Annotated in this window: 17 protein-coding genes; 8 read left to right on the top strand and 9 right to left on the bottom strand. The window is 60.4% G+C overall.

Annotated elements, in window-relative coordinates; translation table 11 throughout:
- Positions 1-73 precede the first annotated feature (73 nt).
- On the top strand, positions 74-6,625 hold the full coding sequence (locus G6L97_RS05065; protein WP_111783116.1) for an apolipoprotein A-IV repeat region-like domain-containing protein: 6,552 nt from the start codon (positions 74-76) through the stop codon (positions 6,623-6,625).
- 104 nt (positions 6,626-6,729) lie between these two features.
- Here G6L97_RS05065 and G6L97_RS05060 read toward each other — a convergent pair whose 3' ends face one another.
- Positions 6,730-7,647 carry a PhzF family phenazine biosynthesis protein gene (locus tag G6L97_RS05060; RefSeq protein WP_035251764.1) on the bottom strand — a complete coding sequence of 306 codons (918 nt, stop codon included), beginning with the start codon at positions 7,645-7,647 and terminating at the stop codon, positions 6,730-6,732.
- Positions 7,648-7,953: 306 nt separating this feature from the next.
- On the opposite strand from G6L97_RS05060, the gene G6L97_RS05055 reads away from it, so the two are divergent.
- Both G6L97_RS05055 and G6L97_RS05050 read left to right on the top strand, forming a co-directional pair.
- A complete protein-coding gene (locus G6L97_RS05055) occupies positions 7,954-8,727 on the top strand; it encodes an NAD kinase (RefSeq protein WP_003512774.1) in 774 nt (257 codons plus the stop codon).
- A gap of 21 nt (positions 8,728-8,748) precedes the next feature.
- Entirely contained in the window at positions 8,749-9,249 is a 501-nt protein-coding gene (locus tag G6L97_RS05050) for a hypothetical protein (protein ID WP_111783317.1), read from the top strand.
- A gap of 80 nt (positions 9,250-9,329) precedes the next feature.
- On the opposite strand, the gene G6L97_RS05045 is transcribed toward G6L97_RS05050, so the two are convergent.
- The 4 genes from G6L97_RS05045 to G6L97_RS05030 form a co-directional block, all read right to left on the bottom strand.
- Positions 9,330-9,800: a cysteine hydrolase family protein gene (locus tag G6L97_RS05045; RefSeq protein ID WP_013635994.1), complete on the bottom strand. Its 471-nt coding sequence runs from the start codon at positions 9,798-9,800 to the stop codon at positions 9,330-9,332.
- A 73-nt stretch (positions 9,801-9,873) separates the two neighbouring features.
- A protein-coding gene (gene prfB / locus G6L97_RS05040) for a peptide chain release factor 2 (RefSeq protein ID WP_174002783.1) occupies positions 9,874-11,005 on the bottom strand; the annotation gives its coding sequence in 2 pieces (ribosomal slippage) (positions 9,874-10,935 and positions 10,937-11,005; 1,131 coding nt in all).
- Positions 11,006-11,103: 98 nt separating this feature from the next.
- Positions 11,104-13,548, bottom strand: a complete 2,445-nt coding sequence (locus tag G6L97_RS05035; RefSeq protein WP_003512768.1) for a penicillin-binding protein 1A — start codon at positions 13,546-13,548, stop codon at positions 11,104-11,106.
- Positions 13,549-13,874: 326 nt separating this feature from the next.
- A complete protein-coding gene (locus G6L97_RS05030) occupies positions 13,875-15,146 on the bottom strand; it encodes an N-acetylmuramoyl-L-alanine amidase (protein ID WP_025593308.1) in 1,272 nt (423 codons plus the stop codon).
- A 645-nt stretch (positions 15,147-15,791) separates the two neighbouring features.
- On the opposite strand from G6L97_RS05030, the gene G6L97_RS05025 reads away from it, so the two are divergent.
- Positions 15,792-18,749: an Rne/Rng family ribonuclease gene (locus G6L97_RS05025; protein ID WP_111783117.1), complete on the top strand. Its 2,958-nt coding sequence runs from the start codon at positions 15,792-15,794 to the stop codon at positions 18,747-18,749.
- A 206-nt stretch (positions 18,750-18,955) separates the two neighbouring features.
- Here G6L97_RS05025 and G6L97_RS05020 read toward each other — a convergent pair whose 3' ends face one another.
- The 3 genes from G6L97_RS05020 to G6L97_RS05010 form a co-directional block, all read right to left on the bottom strand.
- Positions 18,956-19,660, bottom strand: coding sequence for an SDR family oxidoreductase (locus G6L97_RS05020; RefSeq protein ID WP_111783118.1), 705 nt, complete (start codon positions 19,658-19,660; stop codon positions 18,956-18,958).
- A 147-nt stretch (positions 19,661-19,807) separates the two neighbouring features.
- Complete coding sequence (locus G6L97_RS05015) at positions 19,808-20,173, bottom strand: antibiotic biosynthesis monooxygenase family protein (RefSeq protein ID WP_111783119.1); 366 nt, start codon at positions 20,171-20,173, stop codon at positions 19,808-19,810.
- The gene (locus G6L97_RS05010; protein WP_111783120.1) at positions 20,170-20,496 is read right to left on the bottom strand and encodes an NIPSNAP family protein; all 327 of its coding nucleotides are present in this window, start codon (positions 20,494-20,496) and stop codon (positions 20,170-20,172) included. Before G6L97_RS05010 ends, G6L97_RS05015 begins: the two co-directional genes overlap by 4 nt.
- A gap of 74 nt (positions 20,497-20,570) precedes the next feature.
- On the opposite strand from G6L97_RS05010, the gene G6L97_RS05005 reads away from it, so the two are divergent.
- On the top strand, positions 20,571-21,254 hold the full coding sequence (locus G6L97_RS05005) for an ArsR/SmtB family transcription factor (RefSeq protein WP_013635985.1): 684 nt from the start codon (positions 20,571-20,573) through the stop codon (positions 21,252-21,254).
- A gap of 31 nt (positions 21,255-21,285) precedes the next feature.
- Here the strand turns inward: G6L97_RS05005 and G6L97_RS05000 are convergent, their stop codons facing one another.
- The gene (locus G6L97_RS05000) at positions 21,286-22,443 is read right to left on the bottom strand and encodes a pyridoxal phosphate-dependent aminotransferase (protein ID WP_041694532.1); all 1,158 of its coding nucleotides are present in this window, start codon (positions 22,441-22,443) and stop codon (positions 21,286-21,288) included.
- A 171-nt stretch (positions 22,444-22,614) separates the two neighbouring features.
- Between G6L97_RS05000 and G6L97_RS04995 the strand changes: the two genes are divergently transcribed.
- The 3 genes from G6L97_RS04995 (at position 22,615) to accB (ending at position 24,455) form a co-directional block, all read left to right on the top strand.
- Positions 22,615-23,382, top strand: a complete 768-nt coding sequence (locus tag G6L97_RS04995) for a DsbA family protein (RefSeq protein ID WP_111783121.1) — start codon at positions 22,615-22,617, stop codon at positions 23,380-23,382.
- Positions 23,383-23,506: 124 nt separating this feature from the next.
- Positions 23,507-23,944 carry a type II 3-dehydroquinate dehydratase gene (gene aroQ, locus G6L97_RS04990; RefSeq protein WP_019565501.1) on the top strand — a complete coding sequence of 146 codons (438 nt, stop codon included), beginning with the start codon at positions 23,507-23,509 and terminating at the stop codon, positions 23,942-23,944.
- Positions 23,945-23,969: 25 nt separating this feature from the next.
- The gene (gene accB, locus G6L97_RS04985) at positions 23,970-24,455 is read left to right on the top strand and encodes an acetyl-CoA carboxylase biotin carboxyl carrier protein (RefSeq protein WP_003512759.1); all 486 of its coding nucleotides are present in this window, start codon (positions 23,970-23,972) and stop codon (positions 24,453-24,455) included.
- The last annotated feature ends 2 nt before the right edge of the window (positions 24,456-24,457 follow it).

Raw genomic sequence — 24,457 nt, 5'->3', positions numbered from 1 at the left:
CGGCAGTCCATTTGCGGGTCGCAGATGGTCAAACGGCATGAAGCCGGGCGTATGTGTAACGAGGCGTAACCGCATGGCGAATAACAAGATCAGCGACTCTGTCGACGAGACTGCATTTCAGGCGTTGGAAGACGCCCTGCAGCTTGGTGCTTTCGAAGACAAGCCGGAATCGCGGAAGACGACAGCGCCAAAGCAGCCGGAGGCCAGATTGAAGGAAGCAAGCAGACAGACCCCTGCTCCCGAGGCCGCGCGCGCGCCTGCCGAACAGGCGCCCAGATCCCCCAATCTGGAAGCTGCCAACGACGGCTCCAAGCGCAGCCCGGCCATGATCCTGAAATCGCTCGAAGGCGGCTCCATCGGCGGCGCGCTCAGAAACGCGACGATCATGTCGGTGATCTGGGCGCTCGGCGGCCTCGGCATCGCGCATCTTATCTACGGCAGTGCACTCTGGAACATCGGCTCGGTTGCCGATCTCGCCGCAATACCTGGGCTGATGGCGATCGTCGTCGGCATCGTCGTTCCGATCATGCTGTTCTTCGCCTTCGCGATCATGATGGCGCGTGCCCGCGATCTGCGCAACGCTGCCCGGTCGATGGCAGAAGTCGCCCTTCGTCTTGCCGAACCCGAAACTGTCGCCTCCGACCGGATCATGTCCGTCGGCCAGGCGGTTCGCCGAGAAGTCTCGGCCATGAACGACGGCATCGAGCGCACCATTGCCCGCGCGACGGAACTCGAAACGCTCGTCCATTCTGAAGTCAACGCGCTTGAGCGCAGCTATGCAGACAATGAACTGCGCGTGCGCAGCCTCGTGCAGGAACTGAGCGCCGAGCGTGACGCCATCGTCAACCATGCGGAGCGCATCCGCTCCTCCATCGTCGGCGCGCAGGAACAGATCAAGGAAGAGCTTTCCATCGTCGGCGAAGAGCTTTCGATGCGGCTTTCCACGACCGGTGAGGCCTTCGCCTCGATGATCGACACACGCTCGGCCGCGCTGCTGGAAAAATCGCGCGCCTCGACCGAAGCGATGGGCAGCTTGATTGCCGCCAAGACCGAAAACCTGCTTCAGGCACTGAATTCCTCGGGCGCAACGCTATCGAGCGAATTCGACATGCGTCTGCACAACCTCACCTCGACGCTGGACGAGCGCGGCGAAGTGCTGCTGGAACGCTTCGCGATCCACGCCTCGACGCTGGACAGCGGCGCGGAAAGCCTCAACAGCGCACTCGAGGAACGCACCCGCCAGCTCAACGAGACCCTTTCCACCCGCACGCTCGAACTCAACCGCAATATCGATCGCGGCCAGCAGATCATCGGCGGTTCGCTGGATAACGTGCTCGACAAGCTGTCCACGACGCTTGAAGAAAAAGGCCTGTCCTTCCGCCAGAGCCTGCAAAGCACGGCTGATGACGCGATCATGGATCTCGATCTTCGCTCCGGCCTCTACGAAGAACGCCTGCAGGCGACGGTCGGCCAGGTCAACTCCGCCTTCGACGAACATGTGGCGGATTTCGCCAGTGCCTTCGACCAGCGCGCCGGCAGCCTCGACAGCAAGCTGATGGAGAGCCTCGCCCGGATCAACGAAACCGTTGCTGGCGGCTCCGAAGCCCTCGACACCATGCTGACCAGCGGACTTGAGCGCATCGGCAACACCATGACCGACCAGTCGCTTGCACTTGCAACCGCACTGGGCACCGGCCAGGAAATGCTCGAAAGCGCGCTTGAGACCCGTACCCGCGCGTTCAGCGACGCAATCGGCCAGCGCACCGCTGAAATCACCGATGCCTTCGCCAATTCGCACGAGAAGATCGACGGCGTGCTGGCGGAGCGCAGCAATGCCCTGTTTGGCGCGCTTTCGGCAAGCCAGGACCGTTTCGACGAGGCGCTTGCCAGCCGTTCGCTGGCAATTACCGGCTCGGTCTCCGGCACGGCGGAACGTCTAGCCGCGATGCTTGAGGAGCGTGCAGCCGCAATCAACAGCGTCGTTGCCGATGTCGAGCGCCGTCTTTCGGAAACGCTCGAAACCCGCGCCGCCGCCATCACCGGCGCCGTTTCCGGCATCGAGGACCGCATTTCCGATACGCTGGAAAGCCGCACGGCTGCCCTGCACGACGTCGTATCCGGTGCGGAAAACCGTATTGCCGAGACGCTGGATGGCCGCACGGCCGCTCTTTCCAGCGCCATTTCCGGCGTCGAGGAACGCATCGCCGACACGATGGACAGCCGCACGCTGTCGCTCGACATGACCTTCGCCAATGTCGAGGAGAGGCTGTCGGAAACGCTCGACAACCGCACCTCCGCTCTGTCCGGCATTGTGGCAAGTGCCGAAGAGAGGATTGCGGGCGCACTCGACAGCCGCACGTCCACCTTCGGCGACGTGGTTGCCGGTGCCGAGAGCCGTATCGCGGAAACGCTTGATGGTCGCACCGCAGCACTCAACGCCGTCGTTTCGGGGGCTGAAGAACGCATTGCGGATGCACTCGACAGCCGCACCATGGCACTCGACATGGCGTTTTCCGGTGCCGAGGAAAAAATTACCGAAGCACTCGATACCCGCACCGCCGTCCTTGGCGAATTGGTGGCCGGTGCCGAGAGCCGTATCGCAGAAACGCTTGATGGCCGCACGGCGGCGCTTAACGCCGTCGTCTCCGGCGTTGAAGAACGCATTGCAGATGCACTCGACAGCCGCACCATGGCATTTGACATGGCGTTTTCCGGCGCCGAGGAAAAAATTACCGAAGCGCTCGATACCCGCACCGCCGTTCTTGGCGAATTGGTGGCCGGTGCCGAGACCCGCATTGCCAGCGCACTCGACAGCCGCACGGCTTCGCTCAAAAACGTCGTATCCGGCGCGGAAGAGCGGATCACTGACGTGTTCGACAGCCGCACCATGGCGCTCGACCTGAGCTTCTCCGGTGTCGAGGAAAAGATCGCCGACATCCTCGACGGACGCACTGCTGCGCTTCACTCGGCGGTTTCCGGGGTCGAAGATCGTATTGCCGATGCCCTGGACAGCCGCACTGCCACCCTTTCCGGCATTGTCTCCAGTGCGGAAGAACGCATCGCGGACGCTCTCGACAGCCGCACCATGGCGCTCGACATGACGATTTCTGGCGTTGAGGAGCGTATCTCCGAGGCGATGGATGCCAGAACCGCATCACTGTCGCTCGCGGCCGCAGGCGTCGGCCAGCGACTGGAATCGACGGCTTTCACGCTTGAAAACGCACTCGCCAGCGGCCACGAGCGGCTGGAGACCATGCTCGGTTCGCAGGCCGAACGCATTGCCGGCTCGCTTGAGCGCAATAGCGGCCTGATCGAGCAGAGCGTCTTCGGCGCGGCCAGCCGCATCGAAAGCGTCGTGGAAGACGGCAGCAGCCGTTTTGCGCAGACGGTGGAAGAAGGCGTCTCCCGCCTCGAAAACAACCTCTCGCAATCGCATGAAGACATCCGTACCGCGCTCGAGCAGCGCCAGGCGGATATCGCCGCGACGTTGAGCTCAGCCACGACCCAGATGGGCGACATGCTCTCCGAGCAGGCGATGATGATCGGCACCACCGTTGCATCCAGCGCCAGCATGCTCGAACTCTCGCTTGAAACCCAGCAGGAGACGTTGCAGAAGGCCATAGACGGCAGTGCAGCCACGCTGGAACAGCGTCTTCGCAACAGCGCCGGCGATATTGCCGTCAAGATTGGTGAGGCCGCCCGCGAAATTGGCGGTGCGACCGATGCTCTCTCCTCGCGGATCGAAACCTCGATCGGAAGCGTCACGGGCAGGCTCGACGAGACCGGCACCCGCATCGAGACTTCGCTCGGTGCGCTGCAGGAGCGTGTGTCGAGCGATCTCGGCAACGTCAACACCTCTATCGAGGATGCCGGACGTCGCTTTGCCGACGCGCTGGAAGACAAGACAGCCGCCTTCGCCCGCACCAGCGACGATGCGGCTCAACGTATCACCGGCATTCTGGACGAGCAGACGATACGGGTTGCCGACACGTTCGAAAGCCGCACCAGCCGTCTGGCGGAAACCTTCGATGCCGGTTCGGCCCGCATCGATGAACGCCTCGGCACCATGGACCGCGCGCTGACGATCGGCCTCGAAAACGTCAACCGCACCATCGAAGGCAAGGCGAGCGAGCTCGCGGTCGGCCTGCGTGGCGCAGTCATTTCCGCCACCCAGAGTATCGACGAAGAAGCCGTTCGTTCCACTGCCCTGCTTGCGAAAACCGGCTCGGAATTCGCCGAACAGGTACAGGCGCAGAACGACGCCTTCACCAAGGCGATCGAAGAACGTTCTGGCGAGATCGTCAATCGCATCTCGGATGCACAGACGCGCCTGTCCGGCCAGGCGGCAGCCGTCGCCCAGACCTTCTCCGAGGCGGGCAACATCATCGTCAACAAGGTTGCCGAGGCCGAAGCGGTCGTGCGCTCGCAGGTGGGCGTCATTTCCGAGACCCTGACCGGTGTTGAATCCGCTCTCGATGCGCGCGGCGAATCCATCCGCTCGGCGCTGGACAACCGCACTCGCGAACTCAACTCGATGCTGGCCAGCCGTTCTGCTGAACTGTCGCGCCTGATCGAAGAGAAGGCAAAGCCTGTCGTCGACGAATACGCCACCATCGGTCGCGAAGCCGCCGAAAAGATCGTCTCCGCCGCCCAGCAGAGCGCCGAACTTCTGTCGCAGAGCAACAGCGGCATGGTCGGCATGGTTGAACAGGCGATCAGCGATTATGCCAATGCCGGAAGCGAGGCAGCAAGCAAGCTTGTCGCGGCAACCCGCCAGAGCACGGACATGCTGTCGCAGACGCATACCGCCATGGCCGACGCCGTCGAAGAAGGTATCGACAAATACACCCGTACAGGCAGCGATGTGGCAAACAAGCTTGTCGCCGCCACGCGCCAGAGCACTGATATGCTGTCGCAGACCCATAACAGCATGGCCGAAATCGTCGAAAAGTCGGCAAACAACTTCAACTCTGCGGTTGAGCGCGCCGCGCAGGAATTCGGCACGGCCGACGAAGCGTTGAACGCATCGGCCACCCGCTTCTCCGAATCCGCCTCGCAGGCCGCCGACATGGTGTCCAGCTCCAGCCGTCTGCTGGAAGGAAAGATCGATCGTCTGTCGAATATTTCCGGCCAGACACTGGCGCAGGTTGCCGGCATCGTCGGACGTTTCGAGGAACATTCGAAGGTTCTGAGCCAGGCGTCCGAACTGCTCAATGCCGCGCAGTCGAGCCTTGTCGGTACGCTGGAAGAGCGTCAGGATGCACTTCGCAGCCTGTCTGTCGGACTAGTCAAGCGTTCCGAGGAGATCGAAACCGCCATGCGCGGCGTCGTCAGCGTGGTGGAAACCACGCTCAACGAGGCAGAGGAGCGTTCGCAGAACGTCGCCGGCAACCTGCGTGACAATCTGCAGGCATCCTTCTCCGATATCGGCCGTTCGCTCGACGAGACGGAACAGCGCGCCCGCTCGGCAGCACAGACCATGCGGGGCGCCCTGCTCGCCGCTGGTCAGGATGCCAGCCGTTCGATCGAGAGCACGCTTTCCGACGCGCAGAAATATTCCGACGAGCTGGTCAACCGCCTGCGTGGCGGTGTCGAATCCTCGCTTTCGGAAGTCGACAACCTGCTCGGCAGTGCCTCGGAGAAATCCAATGCCGCCGCCGCCAACCTCAAGGAAACGCTGCGTCAGGCAGTTGAGGAAGCTGTCAGCCGTTTTGCCGGCGCGACGGACGAAATCCGCCGCTCCAGCCACGATATCCGCCGCGAGCTGGATGCGACCCGTGCCGAACTGAAGCGTGGCGCGTTCGACCTGCCGGAAGAGGCCAAGGAAAGCGCCGCAGCGATGCGCCGCGCCGTTTCCGAGCAGATCAAGGCCCTGCAGGATATTTCCCAGCTTGTCGGTCGCTCGACCCAACAGATGGAAGTTTCCGAACCCGTCGCCCGCGCCATTGCAGCGACCCAGCCTGCCGCTGAACGCCGTGTCGAAGCGCGTCCGCAGCCGGCAGCAGCCACGCCGGCACAGCCACCACGCCCGGCTCAGCCGCAGCCGGCAGCCGCACCCGCCTTGCGTGGCACCCTGCCGCTTGAGAACCGCCAGGTCGAAAACCGTCAGGCGCCTGCCCCGTCCCAGGCGGCTGCAGCGCCTGCCGCACGCCGCGAAGAAGGCGGTGGCTGGATCAGCGATCTTCTGCGCGGTGCCTCGCAGGAATCGGCCGCCGCTTCCGCACCCCGCGCAAGCGGCGATCAGCAGCCGACCCGTGCTGCCGATACCCGCAATCCGCGTCACATGGTGGAATCGCTGAACTCGCTGTCCGTCGACATCGCCCGCGCGATCGACCACGATGCGTCGGTGGAACTGTGGCGCCGGTACCAGCGCGGCGAACGTGACGTCTTCACCCGTCGCCTCTATACGCTGAAGGGCCAGACGACGTTTGACGAGATCAAGCGCAAATATGAGCGGGAGGCCGAATTCCGCACCGCCGTAGACCGCTACATCACCGATTTCGAAAAGCTGCTCGCTGATGTCGCCCGCACGGACCGTGACCGGACAGTCACCCAGTCCTACCTCACCTCCGATACCGGCAAGGTCTACACGATGCTTGCCCATGCGGCGGGTCGGTTCAACTGATCTCTGGTTAAGACCAGAAACAATAAAACCCCGGTCATGGCCGGGGTTTTTCGTTTTGGTCGGCAGGTAGCTTTTCGACTGTAGTTCAGTCGCTCACGTTGAAATCAGATCTCGAACGTACCCGATGCTACCCGGACCGCGTGGCCACCGATGCGGGCGCGGGCGATTTCGTTGTCCTTGATGTCCATGCGCAGATGGATGTGGGAAGGACGTTCCATCTCCACGCCCTGCTCTATCAAGAGCGGATAGTGACCGTCTGTCAGGCCGTCGAAATGATGGATTGCACCGGAAAGGGCGGCGGCGGCGGAACCGGTGGCGGGGTCTTCCGAAATCCCCATTTCCGGGGAAAACATGCGGGCATGGAACTTTGCCGCGTGATTGACGCCGCCGCGACAGTAGATATAGGCCGCCGTCAGGCGCCCCTCCACCAGCGGTGCGGTGCGCAGCCAGAGATTGGCGTCGAAATCCATTTCGCTGATAGCGGCAATATTGTGCAGCGGCACGAGCAGGAACGGCACACCGGCCGTCCAGATCGACGGTACGTGGTTCTCAAAGCCGAGATGGCCTTCGCTCACGCCCAGCGCATCGGCAAGTGCGGTATGATCGAGCGGCAGGGTGACGCGGGACGATTTGCGCGGCAGGTCGAATTCGGCGAAGCTGACCGCACCGGCGCGCATTTTCACCGCACAGCGGACCGGACCCACCTTTTCCTCCAGCACACAGACCATATCGATATCGTCGTCACCTTCATTGCGATTGCGCTCGGCTATCGCGATCGCTGCGCCAACAGTCGGGTGGCCCGCGAAAGGCAACTCGCCCGAAGGCGTGAAGATACGCAGCGAAGCCGCGTGGGCCGGGTTGCCCGAGCGGTTGACGAAAACGGTCTCGGAGAGGTTCATTTCTCTGGCTATCGCCTGCATCGTCACTTGGTCGAGGCCATCCGCGTCATACATGACTGCCAGCGGATTTCCCGCCATTTTGGTCTCGGTAAAGACATCGTAGATATTGTAATTCAGCACCACGCCCGTCTCCTGCCACTCGCCGTTCCGCTTGTTTCGCGCAAGTTGCCTCACGTCGCGCCGCATCGCAACCCTTGTCGAAGGCCGGAAACCAAGAAGCTGTGGACCGCGCGCGGGCAAACCCGCCTGCTGCGAACGCCTGTCCGCCGGAAAGGCCTTGTCGCCTGCTGCCGTCTTCATGTACCAAGGATGCGTCTTGTGGCTTGCGATCGACCGTTTTATCGACGTTTGGAGATTATGAGCTGCTTCAACAGGTTACAGCATCGTCCGCATATCGATTCCGGTATGCGTCGTTGCCGAGGGAAGCGAATGTCGCATTCTAACTGTTCACTATCCTTCGTGGCCTCCGCAACCGAGGAGGCGCAGAGGGCGCTGGAGGAGCTGAAAGGCGCTTACGGCAACACACCCTTCGACGAGGCGGAAGTGATCGTGGCGCTCGGCGGCGATGGCTTCATGCTGCAAATTCTCAACGAAACGATGAATTCCGGCAAGCGGGTCTATGGCATGAACCGGGGATCGGTCGGCTTTCTGATGAACGACTACCGGGTAGACGGCCTGGTCGAGCGTATTGCGGTGGCGACCGGCAATGATTTTCATCCGCTGCGCATGACGACGACGGATTCCGACGGCGATGAATTTACGGCGCTTGCCATGAACGAGGTCAGCCTGTTCCGGCAATCGCATCAGGCCGCCAAGCTTCGTGTCGAGGTGGACGGCAAGACGCGGCTTGAAGAATTGATTTGCGACGGCATGATGGTTGCGACACCGGCGGGGTCAACAGCTTATAACTTCTCAGCCCATGGACCGATCCTGCCGTTGGAATCACCGCTGCTGGCGCTCACACCCGTCAGCGCCTTCCGGCCAAGGCGTTGGCGCGGCGCACTTTTGCCCAACAAGGTGACGGTCGATATTCACGTTCTGGAGCGCGACAAGCGTCCGGTGAACGCGGTCGCCGACCATACGGAGGTGAAATCCGTACGGCATGTGCGGATTGCGCAATCGCAGGACAGGACGGCCAGAATTCTCTCGGACCCAGACCGTTCATGGTCAGACCGCGTACTCGCCGAACAATTCAACAATTGACGCCAACCACTGATGATGGCCATGCCCCTGAAAAAACCTCTTCTCGCCGCGCTGATTTTCGCCGCCACAGCGCTACCCGTGCGGGCGCAAACGGAGGCCATCGACAACTTGCCGGTATCGGCGATCTTCGTTGTCAGCAGCGGCATGTGGGAAGAGCATAATCTTGAGCCGGTGAAAGGTCCTGACGGCCAGTTGCGGCCGCCGCCAGCGACGCCCACACGCGGTTATTACAAGGTGGTTGCAATCCGCCAGGGCGATGGCACCGCTAAAGTCTATCTGCAGCGCATCGCCACTAGCGCAAATGGACCGAACCTTCTCGAAAACATCGAGCTGGAAGAGTTCAGCCAGATGAAGTCCTACGTCACGGATATTCGCCCCGAAAGCTCAAACGGTGCATCGGCCTCGCCCGGCCTGTTTGTGACCGTCTATCTGAAAATCGATCCGCAGATCAGGGAAGCGGAAAGCTGGACGATCCTGATCGACGAACTCGGCGAGATGAAGATCGAAAAGGCCTCGAACTGAGGGCGAGAGAACGTCGGTTTGAACGGAATCGTTGGAGGTTCTCTACCCCCTGGATTATACGCAGTTTTACTGGAAACTCTCTACGCGTTAAGCTCATGCGGCCCGGCCAGAACCGCACCGAAATGATGTTTCCATAGTCTGGCGCCGAGTTCGCCGCTGCGATCGAGGCTGGAGCCCACCGTCAGCCATGGCAGAAGCGTGGGATGAAGCCCCGCATCGAACAGGGCAAAACCCGCAGCCAGCACGCAGGTATCGGCCTGAATGCCGCAGACCAGCACCCTGTCGAGCTTTAGAGACAGGAGGTGGTCGATAGCCGCCCTTGGCGGAGCGTAGCCGTGCTTTATGAAAATCCAGTCCGCCGCAACCAGCGAGCAGTCGTCCCTGCCCGGCTTCCAGCCGAGTTGCCGCTCGAAAGGCGTGACGCTTTCATCATGGCGCTCGACGCTGGCAACGCTTGGCATGGTGGCCGCCAGCGCGGATATTTCCGCCACAAGTGCAGCCGGCGGATTGAAGCTCGGCTGAACGTCGACGATGTAAAGCGCCTGTTTCATCCATCTCCTCCAACGAAAAACCCCTCGCAATGGGTTTGCGAGGGGTGATTTTTTCAAGCGACGCTGCGACGCGTCAGTCGATATCAGCCACTTCCACGTCTGCGCCGCCGCTGATGCGGTGCGCGAGGGCCGCTTCCATGAACTGGTTCAGATCGCCATCCAGCACGTTGCCGGGTGCGGTGCTTTCCACGCCGGTGCGCAGGTCCTTGATCAACTGGTAGGGTTGCAGAACGTAGGAACGGATCTGGTGGCCCCAGCCGATATCCGTCTTGGATGCGGCCTGAGCGTTTGCCGCATCTTCCCGCTTTTGCAGTTCCACCTCGTAGAGACGGGCGCGCAGCATGTCCCACGCCTTGGCGCGGTTCTTGTGCTGGGAACGCTCCTGCTGGCAGGCCACGGCAATACCGGTCGGTATGTGGGTAATACGCACGGCCGAATCGGTGGTGTTGACGTGCTGGCCGCCTGCACCGGACGAACGATAGGTATCGATGCGGCAATCGCTCTCATTGATGTCGATCTGGATCGAATCATCGACCACTGGGTAAACCCAGACGGAGGAGAACGATGTGTGGCGACGCGCATTGCTGTCATAGGGCGAGATGCGGACGAGGCGGTGTACGCCCGATTCCGTCTTCAGCCAGCCGAAGGCATTGTGGCCCTTGACGAGGATCGCCGCGGACTTGATGCCGGCCTCTTCGCCGTCATGAACTTCCAGCACTTCAACCTTGAAGCCTTCGCGGTCAGCCCAGCGGGTATACATGCGCAGCAGCATGTTGGCCCAGTCCTGGCTTTCCGTACCGCCGGCGCCGGAATGAACTTCGAGATAGGTATCGTTGCTATCAGCTTCACCGGAAAGCATGGCTTCCACCTGACGGCGGTTCGCCTCGCTCCTCAGCGCCTTCAGCGCATCTTCGGCGTCCTTGACGATCTCGTCGTCGCCTTCCATCTCGCCGAGTTCGATCAGCTCGACATTGTCCTTGAGCTGCTGCTCAAGCGCCTTCACGCCATTGATGCTGTCATCCAGCTGCTGGCGCTCGCGCATCAATTTCTGCGCTTCGGTGGCATCGTTCCAGAGGGTCGGGTCCTCTGCCTTGTTATTCAACCAGTCCAGTCGTCTTATCGCCTGGTCCCAGTCAAAGATGCCTCCTCAGCAGGCTTATGGCCTGCTTGATTTCGTCGACTACGTTCACAATTTCATTGCGCATTTCGCTGGTTCTTCGCCTTCATTTAAACTGGTAGCTCAAATAAATGCGGGGGGCGCGGATGTAAAGACCCGCGCCCCCCGCCAAACATAAGACTGGTATCAATAAAGACCGCCGCCACCGCCGGTGATGGCCTGCTGGGCCTGTGGCGAGGTCTTCAGAATATCCTCTTGCGACATGCCTTCCGCGCCGATCACCGAGAAGGTATCGGCCGGGCCGGTGCCCGGCTTGAAGGCTTCCATGATCGTATCAGGTTCGCCTTCCGAAGCGGCCATGCCGGTCTTGCGGTTGACGGCGATGAACTTCATGCCTTCAGGCACGATGAACTTGCTCGGTTCCAGGTGCTTGGCCGCATCGGCGATGAACTCGCCGAAGATCGGTGCCGACAGCGAACCACCGGTGCCGCCGCGCCCAAGCGGTGCGGGCGAATCGAAGCCGATATAAAGACCGGCAACCATGTCCGGCGTGTAACCGACGAACCAGGCGTCCTTTTCATCGTTGGTGGTGCCCGTCTTGCCGGCAACCGGCAGATCGACCTTGATCTTGCCCGCCGCCGTGCCGCGCTGCACGACACCTTCCAGCATGGATGTCGTCTGGTAAGCGGTCATCGGGTCGAGAACCTGCTCGCGGTTATCAACGATGACCGGCTCGTCCTGATTTTGCCAGCTTGTGGCGTTGCAGCCCTCACAGGCACGTTCCTCATGCCGGAAGATCGTCTTGCCGTAACGGTCCTGGATGCGGTCGATCAGCGTCGGCTTGATCTGCTTGCCGCCATTGGCGATCACAGAATAGGCCGAGACCATGCGCATGATGGTTGTTTCGCCCGAACCGAGCGACATTGCCAGAAGCGGCGGCATCTTGTCGTAGATGCCGAAGCGTTCGGCATATTCAGCGACCAGATTCATGCCCATGTCCTGCGCCAGACGCACTGTCATGAGGTTACGGGATTTTTCGATGCCGAGACGCAGGGTCGAAGGGCCGGCGGAACCCCCGCCGTAATTCTGCGGCTTCCAGACCTGGCCGCCCGAAACAACCTCGATCGGCGCGTCGAGAATGACCGAGGCCGGGGTATAGCCGTTGTCGAGTGCAGCCGCATAGATGAACGGCTTGAAGGAGGAGCCGGGCTGGCGCATCGCCTGCGTGGCGCGGTTGAATTCCGATTGCGCGTAGGAGAAGCCGCCGACCATGGCCAGAACGCGGCCAGTGTGCGGATCCATCACCATCATGCCGCCCTGCACCTTCGGGGGCTGGCGCAGACGATATTCGTTGCCGGAACCGGACAGCGGCTGTGCGTAAACGACGTCACCAACAGCCAGAACGCCAACCGGCGACTTAGCCGTCGGCTTTTTGCCTGTGGCATCGCGATAGGCCCAACGCATGTTTTCAGCGGAGATATGGCCGCGTGTGCGCTTGTCGCCATCCTCGGCATCGGGGTCGACCTGCACGCCAATATCGATGCCATCGGCAGCAACGGCGAGGACAACCGCGATCTTCCATTCGGGAACGTCGCGAAGGCCCTTTACCTTGGCGAGTGCCGCAGTCCAGTCACCGGTTGTCTCGATCTTTTCGACGGGTCCGCGGAAACCGCGACGCTCGTCATATTGCACCAGACCGTCCTGAAGCGCCTTGCGCGCCTCCATCTGGATCTGCGGATCGAAAGAGGTGCGAACCGAAAGGCCTCCTTCAAGAAGCGCCTGCTCGCCGTATTTCTCGACGATCTGGCGGCGGACTTCCTCGGCGAAATAGTCAGACGCGAAGATATGCGCGCCGCCACGGCGCAGATTGACGCCAAGCGGCTGCTTCTTTGCATCCTCGGCATCGCCGACCGTGATGTAGCCGTTCTCGGCCATGCGGTCGATCACCCAGTTGCGGCGCTCCAGCGCCGCCTTCTCGCGGCGGATCGGATGGTAGTTGGCCGGGCCCTTCGGCAGCGATGCAAGATAGGCGGTTTCCGCAATCGTCAGTTCGGTGACCGATTTGTTGAAATAGGTGAGTGCCGCACCGGCGATACCGTAGGAATTCAGGCCGAAAAAGATCTCGTTGAGATAAAGCTCGAGGATCTTGTCCTTGGAATAGGTCTGCTCGATGCGGAAGGACAGAAGCGCTTCCTTGAGCTTGCGGTCGAAGGTCTGGTCGTTGGTGAGCAGGAAGTTCTTTGCCACCTGCTGAGTGATTGTGGACGCGCCGACCGGACGACGGCCGGAGCCGATATTCTGGAGGTTGACGAGAACGGCACGGCCGAGACCCCAGATGTCCACACCCGGATGGTTGTAGAAATTCTTGTCTTCCGCCGAAAGGAAAGCTGCCTTCACACGGTCCGGGATAGCCTGGATCGGCAGGAACAGGCGCTTTTCATGGGCGTATTCCGCCATGAGCGCGCCGTTGCCGGCGTGCACGCGGGTCGTCACCGGCGGCTCATAAGTGCTCAGAACTGCGTAATCCGGCAGGTCCTTCGTCACGCCGTGCAAATAAATTGCACCGGCGGCGGCGGCGCACAGGAAGAGCACGCTGGCCAAGCCGAAAAAATATCCAATCAGTCTGATCATACCAAGCTACCGATAATTCGAATCGTAACCATCAACGCCCGATGATACGGGCGCATCCTTGCATATCGCGTGCCGTTTTGCACACCATACCTTCGATGACAAGCCGGAACGACAGCATTCGCTGATATGTTACCGGGCCGACTGCCGCAATTGCGGTTCCAGCCGCAATGGCGGATCACCACAGAATCCGCTTCCGCAATAACGCGGCGAATGTGAGTAAAATAGGGCTTCGCCAACGTAATCGTCCGCAAGGCCCAAGAATTGAACAGCTTTTCGGCAGCAAGGGGCACGGCGACAACGGGGGCGCCGCTCGCCCGCCCGGCCCTTTAGCCGCCGTTCGCCATGGCCTTGGTGCGGTATCGTCCGACCGCAGTTGCAAGCGTATCGGCGACCTTCTTGCGCCATTCCGCATCAAGAAGCAGTTTTTCATCTTCCGGATTGGAGAGAAAGCCGAGTTCCAGCAACACCGATGGCACGTCATGGGCGCGCAGCACCATGAAACCGGCATAACGATGCGGATTGTTGATGAGGCCGACCTGTCCCTCGAAGGACGACACGATATTTTCTGCCAGCGTCACCGAAAAGGCCTGCGTTTCGCGCCGGGTGAAATCGAGAAGGATATCGGCCACCTCAGGCGGCTCGCTGGAGGCTGCTACACCGGCAATCTGGTCGGACTTGTTTTCGCGCTCGGCCAGCTCCTGCGCCCTGCGGTCTGAGGCGCGGTCTGACAATGTATAGACGGTCGCGCCCCGGATGCCCTTCTGCTTCAGTGTATCGGCGTGCAATGAAATAAACAGGTTTGCATTGTTCTGCCGGGCGATCGTCACCCGTTCCGACAGAGCGAGAAATGTGTCGGAATCACGCGTCAGGAACGCCTTGATGCCGGGCTCCCGGTTCATCCGCTCCACAAGTTCCTTGGCAAAGGTCAGCGTGATGACCTTTTCCTCCGTGCCGGTTACGCCACCGGAAGCGCCGGCATCGATGCCGCCATGACCGGCATCAACAGCGATGACGAAATCCGTTTGCCGCGATGTCTTGTCGTCAGGCGTGATCGCCGCCGTCGAGACCGGCGCCGGCGCGCGCCATTGCTGCTCTTTCACCAGTTCGGCGAATTTGGCCTTGGTGGTGATCTCCGCATCCAGGACGAAACGGAACGATGTGCCGTCCTCGCCCTTCTTGGTTTCAGCAACCGCCACCTGGACCGGTTTTTTTGCCGTCAGCACGATGCGGGCGCTGTCTTGCCCCATGCTACCGAAGCGAATGTCCGAGAAAAGGCCGGTTGGCGCCAGAGCCGATGCGGGGAACGCAAAATTCACCGCCGGAAAGTCCACGACGATGCGGGCGGGCGAATCGAGATAGTGAATGTCGAATTCCGGCTCCTCGGCAAAATCGAGAACGATGCGCGTGCGCGCCTCGTCGCCGATGATGCGTGCCTGATTGGCGATGAGCGGCTCCACGGCGAAGGCCTGTGGAACGCAGGAGACGAATGCGGCGACCGAAAAGACAACCGGCAAGACAAGGGCACCCGCAAGCCGCGCGATTCGCGCGCCAAGCGGCCCTGCCCCATCGAATATCGCTGCGCTGCGCGTGAAATTCATGGTCTTCAAGAAATTCCGTATTTCAGTCATTTTTCATAAATGGTGCGGCAAAGTGCCGGGAACGTCGTAATTTCGGCCACGCCGGACACGTGTTTGTGCGTTTGCGCCCCACAATCGCAGGCGTTGGTGAACCAATTGTTAACCCGGAAATTCCACCAACAATATGGCATATTTAGCCAGCCTATTGCTATTATGACAGAGAAAACATACAACAAGGATGAGGGTTAAAAGTGTTGACGGGATAGATGCCCGCCGGCTGCCAATCGAAAAAGACGCTGGCGCTGCAAAACGGGCAATCATCTGCCGTCGTTACATTTATCCTGAAACTGGATCAATTCCGGCCGTGGTCGGAGACCTACCCGGTGGCAATGCCACCGCTGCTCTGAGGAGAGCAAATTCATCGGACCCCAAGGGGTCTATATATTATTGTCGTTCCGCCTGGCCAATGATGTCGCAGCAGTTTTCATATGAACCGGATACCAGGAGCAGGCCAAGCGCCTCGCCGTCGGTCCGGATGCTGCCAGTTTACAGAGGCCCGGCTGGAGACTTCATTTCCGGCACATCCTTGCACTCATATGAAAGGCTCGTCCGTGTGGCGGGCCTGTTCTCGTATAAAACAAGGCTGCGCCGAGGAGCACAGCTTACATGGCAGACAAAATGCTTATCGACGCCTCCCACGAAGAGGAGACACGCGTAGTCGTTGTCCGTGGGAACCGGATCGAGGAATTCGACTTCGAATCGGAGCACAAGAAACAGATCCGCGGCAATATCTACCTTGCCAAGGTCACGAGGGTTGAGCCCTCCCTTCAGGCGGCGTTCGTCGATTACGGTGGAAATCGCCACGGGTTTCTCGCTTTTGCGGAAATCCACCCTGACTATTACCAGATCCCGCTCGCCGACCGTCAGGCGCTCCTCAAGGCGGAAGCCGAGGATCATCGCCGCAGCGACGACTTTGAATCGGCTGACGCCCCCGAGCCCGGCGCACCGGCTGTCGATCTATCGCAGGCGGACCAGCCGGATGTCGGCATCGTTGCCGTCAGCGAGACGACTGACGCCGTGGTCGTGGACGAAACCGTTGCCGCTGCCGCTGCCGAAGAGGTATCCGAAGACGTGACTGCTGTGGCCGTCGAGGCCGTTGCGGAAGAAGCACCGAAGAAGCGTACCCGCCGCCCCCGCGCCAAGAAGAAGGTCGCGGAAGAAGAAGCCGTTTCCGACACTACTGCTGAGGCCTCTTCCGAAGAAGACGGCAGCACGGGCGGCGAAATGGCTGCCATGGTCGATACAGATACGATTTCCGAGGAAGTCGAGGGTCTTCGCCGTGGCAATGACGATGATGACGACGACGATGATGACGATCATCACGAAAAGGAAGTGATCGAATCCGTCGGCGCCGAAGACGCCATGGAAGAGGTTCCCGATCGCGTTGCCCGCAAGCCGCGCAAGCAGTATCGCATTCAGGAAGTCATCAAGCGCCGCCAGATCCTTCTCGTGCAGGTTGCCAAGGAAGAACGCGGCAACAAAGGTGCCGCACTCACCACCTATCTGTCGCTTGCCGGCCGTTATTCCGTGCTGATGCCGAATACCGCACGCGGTGGTGGCATTTCCCGCAAGATCACCCAGCCGACCGACCGCAAGCGCCTGAAGGAAATCGCGCGCGATCTGGAAGTTCCGCAGGGCATGGGCGTCATTCTGCGTACCGCAGGCGCCAACCGCACCCGCGTCGAGATCAAGCGCGACTTCGAATATCTGATGCGCCTGTGGGAAAACGTCCGCACGCTGACGCTGAACTCCACGGCCCCCTGCCTCGTTTACGAGGAAGGCTCGCTCATCAAGCGTTCGATCCGCGATCTCTATAACAAGGATATCAGCGAGATCATCGTTTCGGGCGAAGAAGGCTACCGTGAAGCAAAAGACTTCATGAAGATGCTGATGCCGAGCCACGCCAAGGTGGTTCAGCCTTACCGCGACATCCACCCGATCTTCTCGCGCTCGGGCATTGAAGCCCAGCTCGACCGCATGCTGCAGCCGCAGGTTACGCTGAAATCGGGCGGTTACCTCATCATCAACCAGACGGAAGCTCTGGTTGCCATCGACGTGAACTCCGGTCGTTCGACCCGTGAGCATTCCATCGAAGAAACGGCGCTGACGACCAATCTGGAAGCGGCGGAAGAAGTGGCTCGCCAGCTGCGTCTTCGCGACCTTGCCGGTCTTGTTGTCATCGACTTCATCGACATGGAAGAAAAGCGCAACAACCGCTCCGTCGAGAAGAAGCTCAAGGACTGCCTGAAAAACGACCGGGCGCGCATCCAGGTCGGCCGTATCTCGCATTTCGGTCTTCTGGAAATGTCGCGCCAGCGCATCCGCGCTTCGGTGCTGGAATCGACTACGCAGGTCTGCCAGCATTGCGGCGGCACGGGTCACGTTCGCTCCGAATCCTCCATCGCGCTGCACGTGCTGCGCGGCGTTGAGGAATATCTGCTGCGCAACACGACCCACAACATCACCGTGCGCTGCACGCCGGAAACGGCTCTCTACCTGCTCAACCACAAGCGCGGCACGATTGTCGATTATGAAGGCCGCTTCGGTGTGGCGATCATCATTGCGGCCGATGCCGGCGTCGGCGCGCAGCATTTCGCCATCGATCGTGGTGAAGCGGTTGAAAATCCGGTGAAGATCGAAAGCCTTATCCAGATGCTCCCGAGCTTCGTGGAAGAGGAAGACGATTTCGTTGTTGAGGTGGAAGAGGACGAGGAAGAGGAAGAAATCGTCAAGGCGCAGGCCAGCGAGCCGCGCCAGCAACAGCAGCAGGGCGACAATGGTGAAGACGGCAAGCGCAAGCGCAAGCGTCGTCGTCGTCGTCGTGGCAAGGGCGGACAGAACGACCAGAACGGTGCAGTTGATGCGCAGGCTGGCGATGACACCGGCGCTGATGATGCGGACGACGAAGATGGCGTCGAAACTGATGAAGCCGCAGACGACGCCGATGAAAACGGTGTGAACGAAGCTGCAAGCTCTGATGAAGAAGGCAAGCGCAAGCGTCGCCGTCGTGGCAAGCGTGGCGGCCGTCGCAACCGTGCTGAAGACGAGGCTCTCGATGCCGCAGGCACTGAGTCCGGCGAAGAAGGCGAAACGGAAGGCGAAAGCGAAGAGGTTTCCGCCGCAGCATCCGTAACCGAAGAGCCTACCGCTGCCGAAGTGGTGGAAGGTGTGGTTGCCGACGTCGTGGAAGCGGAAGCCCCGAAGAAACCGCGCCGCACCCGCAAGGCGAAGGCCAAGACCGAAGACGTACCGCCGGCTGAAGCGGCACCGCAGGCTGAAGTCGCGGCCAAAACCGTTGAAACGGTCGAGCCGGTGATCGTCGAGCCCGCAGTCGTTGTGGAAACCGTCGTCGATGTCGCCCTCGACGAAGTGGGTGAAGCCTCGGCCGATCTGGGTTCGGAAGCGGTAGCACCCGCGACGGAAGAAAAGGTTCGCGCGAACCGGGGCAGCAATGTTTCGAGTTCGGAGCCGGTCGTGACCTCGTCGGGCACGCCCGCCAACCCTGACGGCGACGAGCCGAAGCCGCGCAAGGGCGGCTGGTGGCAGCGCAAAGGCTTCTTTTGATAGAAGACAGTGAAACGAAAAACGCCCGCAACCATGTTGCGGGCGTTTTGCTTTGTTGGCGGATGTTAGGTTTATCTCATGCCGTAATCAATCCGGCATCCAGCCACGGCGCGTCTGCGCCGTGAAAAAAATCTCTCGCGATCAAGGACTTGACCGCGTTGGCAAAGGACCAAGTCCGGGGTGACGGAAGCCCGATATGCCAATCGTCAAACAGACCGTGTCAGACCACCATCGACGCGGATGTTCTGGCCGGTGATGTAACCCGCACCTTCCGAGGCGAGGAAGGCAACGGTTGCGGCTATCTCCTCGCTCGTTCCGTAACGCTGCATCGGCACACCCTGGCGGCGCTCTTCCGTGGCTGGCAGGCTATCGATCCAACCGGGCAGAACATTGTTCATGCGCACATTGTCGACCGCATAGGTATCGGAAAAAATCTTGGTGTAGGAAGCAAGGCCGGCGCGGAACACTGCAGAAGTCGGGAACATGCTGCTCGGCTCGAAAGCCCAGGCAGTCGAAATGTTGATGATCGACCCGGTTTTCTGTTTCACCATGAATGGAGCCACGATCCGTGTTGGGCGGATGACGTTCATCAGGTAGACATCCAGACCCGTGTGCCATTGCTCATCGGTGATATCGAGGATGGAGGCGCGCGGGCCATGGCCTGCACTGTTCACGAGAACGTCGATACGGCCGAATTTTTCGAGCGTCAGTTCCACCAGTCGATTGAGATCGTCGTTGGACTGGTTGGAGCCGGTGACGCCGATGCCGCCCAGTTCCTTCGCCAGCGCCTCTCCCTTGCCGGAGGACGACAGGATCGCGAGCTTGTAACCATCAGCGCTTAGACGTTTCGCCACAGCCGCCCCCATGCCGCTGCCGCCTGCCGTCACAATCGCCACTTTTTCTGCCGACATCGTTCTTTTCTCCATGTCCAATCGGGCGGACCGCCGCGTGGCAGCCCTTCTCCATCCATAACCCGCTCCATCTATAGCGGGTTTTGGCAGCGAGTTCGAACCAGAAAGCCTTGGACCGGCTTGAAGAAAAACTGATCTGAAGGCCCGTCAACGCCGCACTTGATCATCCGCCGCATGGACCTGCCTGCTGTCCGTCGGGGCCTCCTCCCTCTCCTCCAGACCATAGTCCCGCATCACGGTGGCGATACGCAGGCGGTAATTGCAAAAGACGCCGGACCGTCCCAGCGACTGCGCTGCGCGATGCGACGTGGTGTTGCGCCATGCCTTCACCGCCTCCTCGTCCCTGAAGAATGACAGCGAAAGCATCTTGTCGGGATTGCCGATGCTCTGAAAGCGTTCGACGGACAGGAAGCCGTCGATGGTTTCGAGCTCGGCGCGCAGGCTGGCGGCAATATCGAGATAATGCTGTTTTTCGCCCTCAGCCGACCAGACCTCGAATATGACGGCGATCATCGTTCGCCTCCGCCGTGCGGCGCAGATGCCAGTCTCAGGAACAGCCGGTCCTCACGGCGGATGAATAGCTCGCGCCGGGCGAATTCATAATTTTCCCGCCCTGCCGGGTCGGCGGCAAGTCGCGCCCGGTAGGCTTCGTACGCGGCAAGGTTTTCGATGTTATAGACGCCGTAGGCAATAGTGCTCGATCCCTCTTTCGGCGCGTAATAGCCGATCAGATCGGCGCCGCAGCGCGGTATCGCCTCACCCCAGTTGCGGGCATATTGATCGAAAGAATCGGCCTTGAAGGGGTCGATCTCGTAACGGATGAAACAGGTCAGCATCGTCGGTCTCCTCGTGTTCTGCCTTCCCTGTCTACGCCATTGCCTCACATCAATGCTTCGGCTATCATCGAACTATGAAAGACGGACCCTTGATCGCAAATGTCGCCGCCCTGATCGGCGACCCCGCCCGCGCCAACATATTGACGGCGCTTATGGACGGACGCGCGCTAACGGCAAGCGAGCTTGCCGAAGCCGCCGGCGTGACACTGCAGACCGCTAGCGGTCATCTGTCAAAACTCTCTGACGCCCAATTGCTCAAAGCGGAAAAACAGGGGCGACATCGCTATTTCCGGCTTTCCGACGCGGATGTGGCGCAGGTTCTTGAAGCGCTGATGGGACTTGCGCAGCGCACCGGGGCCGTGCGCGTGCGTACCGGACCAAAGGACACCGCGCTTCGCGAGGCGCGCATCTGTTACGATCATCTGGCCGGAGAAAGTGGCGTGGCACTGCTTTCCACCATCACCGCAAAAGGTCTCGTCACGTCAGGCGACGATCCCGCACTTACGGATAGCGGGCGGGATTTCTTCTCGAGCTTCGGCATTGATCTTTCGCCGCTGGAAAAGGCAAGGCGCCCGGTTTGCCTGCATTGCCTGGACTGGAGCGAACGTCGTCACCACCTCGGCGGCGGGCTCGGCGCATCGCTTCTGAAAGCCATGCAGCAGCGCGACTGGCTGCGGCAAGGAAACGGGCGCGTGCTGACCTTCACCAGAAAGGGTGAAAAGGCCTTTGCCAGCACCTTCGGTTGCTCGCCCGCCTGATCCCCGCCAAAGGCGAGAAGAACCCAAGGGCTTATTTCAGCCAGCCAGCAATGCGCCCAACGGCCTCGGCAATATCCGACACCGAACCCGCATAGGAAATGCGCAGCGCCCTGTGGCCCTCCTCTGGATCGAAATCCATGCCGGGCGTCGCCGCCACGTCGATTTCCGCCAGCATGCGTTTGGCGAAATCCATGCTGTCATTAGAGAAGCGGCTGGTATCGACATAGGCGTAAAATGCGCCATCCATGGGAGACGCCAGCGGCAGGCCTATTTCCGGAAGGCGCGTCATCAGGAAATCGCGGTTCGTGCGGTAGCTTTCCCGGTAGACGTCGAGTTCCTCCGCCGCCGAAAAGGCTGCGGTTGCCGCCAGTTGGGATAGTTCCGGCGGTGAAATATACAGGCTCTGAGCAAGACATTCGACCGGACGGACGAGTTTTTCCGGCAGGACCATCCAGCCGATGCGCCAGCCGGTCATGCAATAATATTTCGAGAAGGAATTGATGACGACGGCATTGTCGGTGAGTTCGAGCGCGCTCGTTTCCTCGCCGACGAAAGTCAGGCCGTGGTAGATCTCGTCGGAAATGAAGGCGATATCCCGGCTTTCACAATAGTTTGCCAGCCGTTTCAGCGCTTCGCGGCCGGTGACCGTGCCGGTCGGGTTGGCCGGGCTTGCCAGGAGCACGCCCTTTAACTTGCAGCCCGCCCTCGTCTCCGCCCGCTCGAGGCTGGCAGGCGTCAGCGTATAGCCGGTTTCCGCCGTTACCGGCACTTCCACGACATTGAGGCCAAGCGCTTTCAAGATATTGCGATAGGCGGGATAACCGGGTCTTGCGATCGCGACATGATCACCGGCATCGAAAAGGCTGAGGAAGGCGAGGTTGAAAGCGGCGGAAGACCCGGTGGTGACGGCAATGCGCGCCGGATCGACGATAACCTGGTGGCGCAGCCGGTAGTGGCCAGCAATCGCTTCGCGCAATTCACGCAGGCCCAGCGCATCGGTATAGCCGATCCGCCCATGCTTCAGCGCCTCCTGCGCGGCCGCCAGAGAGGCTTTCGGTGCGGGATGGGAAGGCTGGCCAACCGCCATGGAAATGACGGGGCGTCCCGCCTGCCGTCGCCGGTTCGCCTCCGCCAGAATATCCATGGCGTGAAAGGGTTCGACTGCGCTCCGCTTCGACATCGTTATCAAGGGCATGCTCTTTCCTGAACCGTATTTCAGAGACTTGCCCCAGAATCACACGCTTCACAATCGTGCGACCATAATGCGGACAACTATTTTTGGCGTATGGCATTTGGCTTAAAGTAAGGTAATTGCATCATAACATTCATGAGGCATTGGCCGCACAGTATGAGGACCGATATGGCGCATCTTCTCCGTTCAACCCTTCTCGCCAGCGTAACGGCCCTTTCCACGGCTTTCGCTTCTCTGCCCGCCCATGCCCTCGATGACAAGCAGAAGAAGGAAATGGGCGAGTTCATCAAGCAATATCTGATCGAGAACCCCGAGATCATGCTTGAAGTTCAGGACGCGCTTGAACGCAAGCAATATGCGACCCGCAACGCCAAGGCGGCGGAAGCCGTGGCCGACAACCAGAAGACCATCTTCGAATCGAAATACGATCTGGCGCTCGGCAATCCGGACGGCGACGTCACGCTGGTCGAGTTCTTCGATTACAATTGCGGTTATTGCAAACGCGCCATGGGCGACATGGACAATATTCTGAAGACGGACAAGAAAGTACGCGTCGTGCTCAAGGAATTCCCGATCCTCGGGCCGGAATCGGTCGCAGCGCATCGGGTCTCCAACGCCGTCAAGCTGCTTGCACCTGCCAAATATCCTGAATTCCAGCGCGCCTTGCTGGGCGGCCGCGGACGTGCGAATGAAGACAGCGCCATGGAAGTCGCGACGTCGCTCGGTCTCAAGGAGGCCGACATCCGCAAATCGATGGCAGAAAACCCCAACGACGCGCAGGTGCAGGAAACCTACAAGCTCGCCAACAGCCTCGGCATTACAGGAACACCGTCCTATATCGTCGGCAACGAGGCCGTTTTCGGCGCTGTTGGTGCGGACCCGTTGAAGGAAAAAATCGCCAATATGCGCAGTTGCGGAAAAGCCACCTGCTCCTGATTCCGCAAAAAGCCGCTGCATTCCCTGTGGATGCCGGGCCTGCCGGCTGTTTACGGCTTTCGGGGGCTTTTCCTTGAAGGCTGCGCAGTCTATAGGTGTCGCTGATTTTCTTATGGAAACACGAATGGGCAACATCATCATCGTCATCAACGGCCCCAATCTCAACATGCTGGGAAAGAGGGAACCGGGTATCTATGGTGGCAAGACGCTGAAAGACATCGAGAATGATTGTCTTGCTGCTGGTGCAGATCTCGGGTTCGCTGTGGAATTCCGCCAGTCCAACCACGAAGGCGTGCTCGTGGACTGGTTGCATGAGGCGGGAGAGAGAGCGGCAGGTGTCGTCATCAATCCCGGCGCCTACAGCCACACCTCGATCGCGCTGCATGACGCCATTCGTGCGATTTCCACGCCTGTCGTGGAAGTGCATATTTCCAACATCCACGCGCGGGAAGAGTTCCGTCACAAATCGATGGTATCGCCCGCCGCGAAGGGCATGGTCTGCGGTTTCGGACCATATGGCTACATCATGGCGCTTCACGCGCTGAAGAACATCACGGCATAAAAAGAAACAAAGAATAGGGTTTGTCATGTCTGAAAAGAAACAGGGTATCGACAAGGAACTGATCCGCGAGCTCGCGAATATCCTCAACGATACCGACCTTTCGGAAATCGAAGTGGAGCAGGAAGACCTGCGCATCCGCGTTTCCCGCGCCGCTCCGCCCACCACGGTATATGCCGCAGCGCCCACCGGTTACGCAGCACCGGCGCCAGCCCCTGCAGCGGCGGCAGTTGCCGCTCCGGCAGCACCTGCGGTCGCCGCAGCACCTGCCCGCAACCCGGCCAATACCGTTACCTCGCCAATGGTCGGCACGGTTTACCTGTCGCCTGCTCCGGGCGCACGTCCGTTCGTCGAAGTGGGCGCGACCGTCAAGGAAGGCCAGACCATCCTCATCGTCGAAGCCATGAAGACCATGAACCAGATTCCGGCTCCGAAGTCCGGCAAGGTCGTGGAAATCGTCGTCAACGACTCACAGCCCGTGGAGTATGGTGAAGCTCTCGTGGTCATCGAATAAAG

The organism is Agrobacterium tumefaciens, assembly GCF_013318015.2.
GTDB lineage: Bacteria > Pseudomonadota > Alphaproteobacteria > Rhizobiales > Rhizobiaceae > Agrobacterium > Agrobacterium tumefaciens.
The sequence above is the reverse complement of the archived record's forward strand: the minus strand, read 5'-3'. Positions and strand labels throughout refer to the sequence as shown.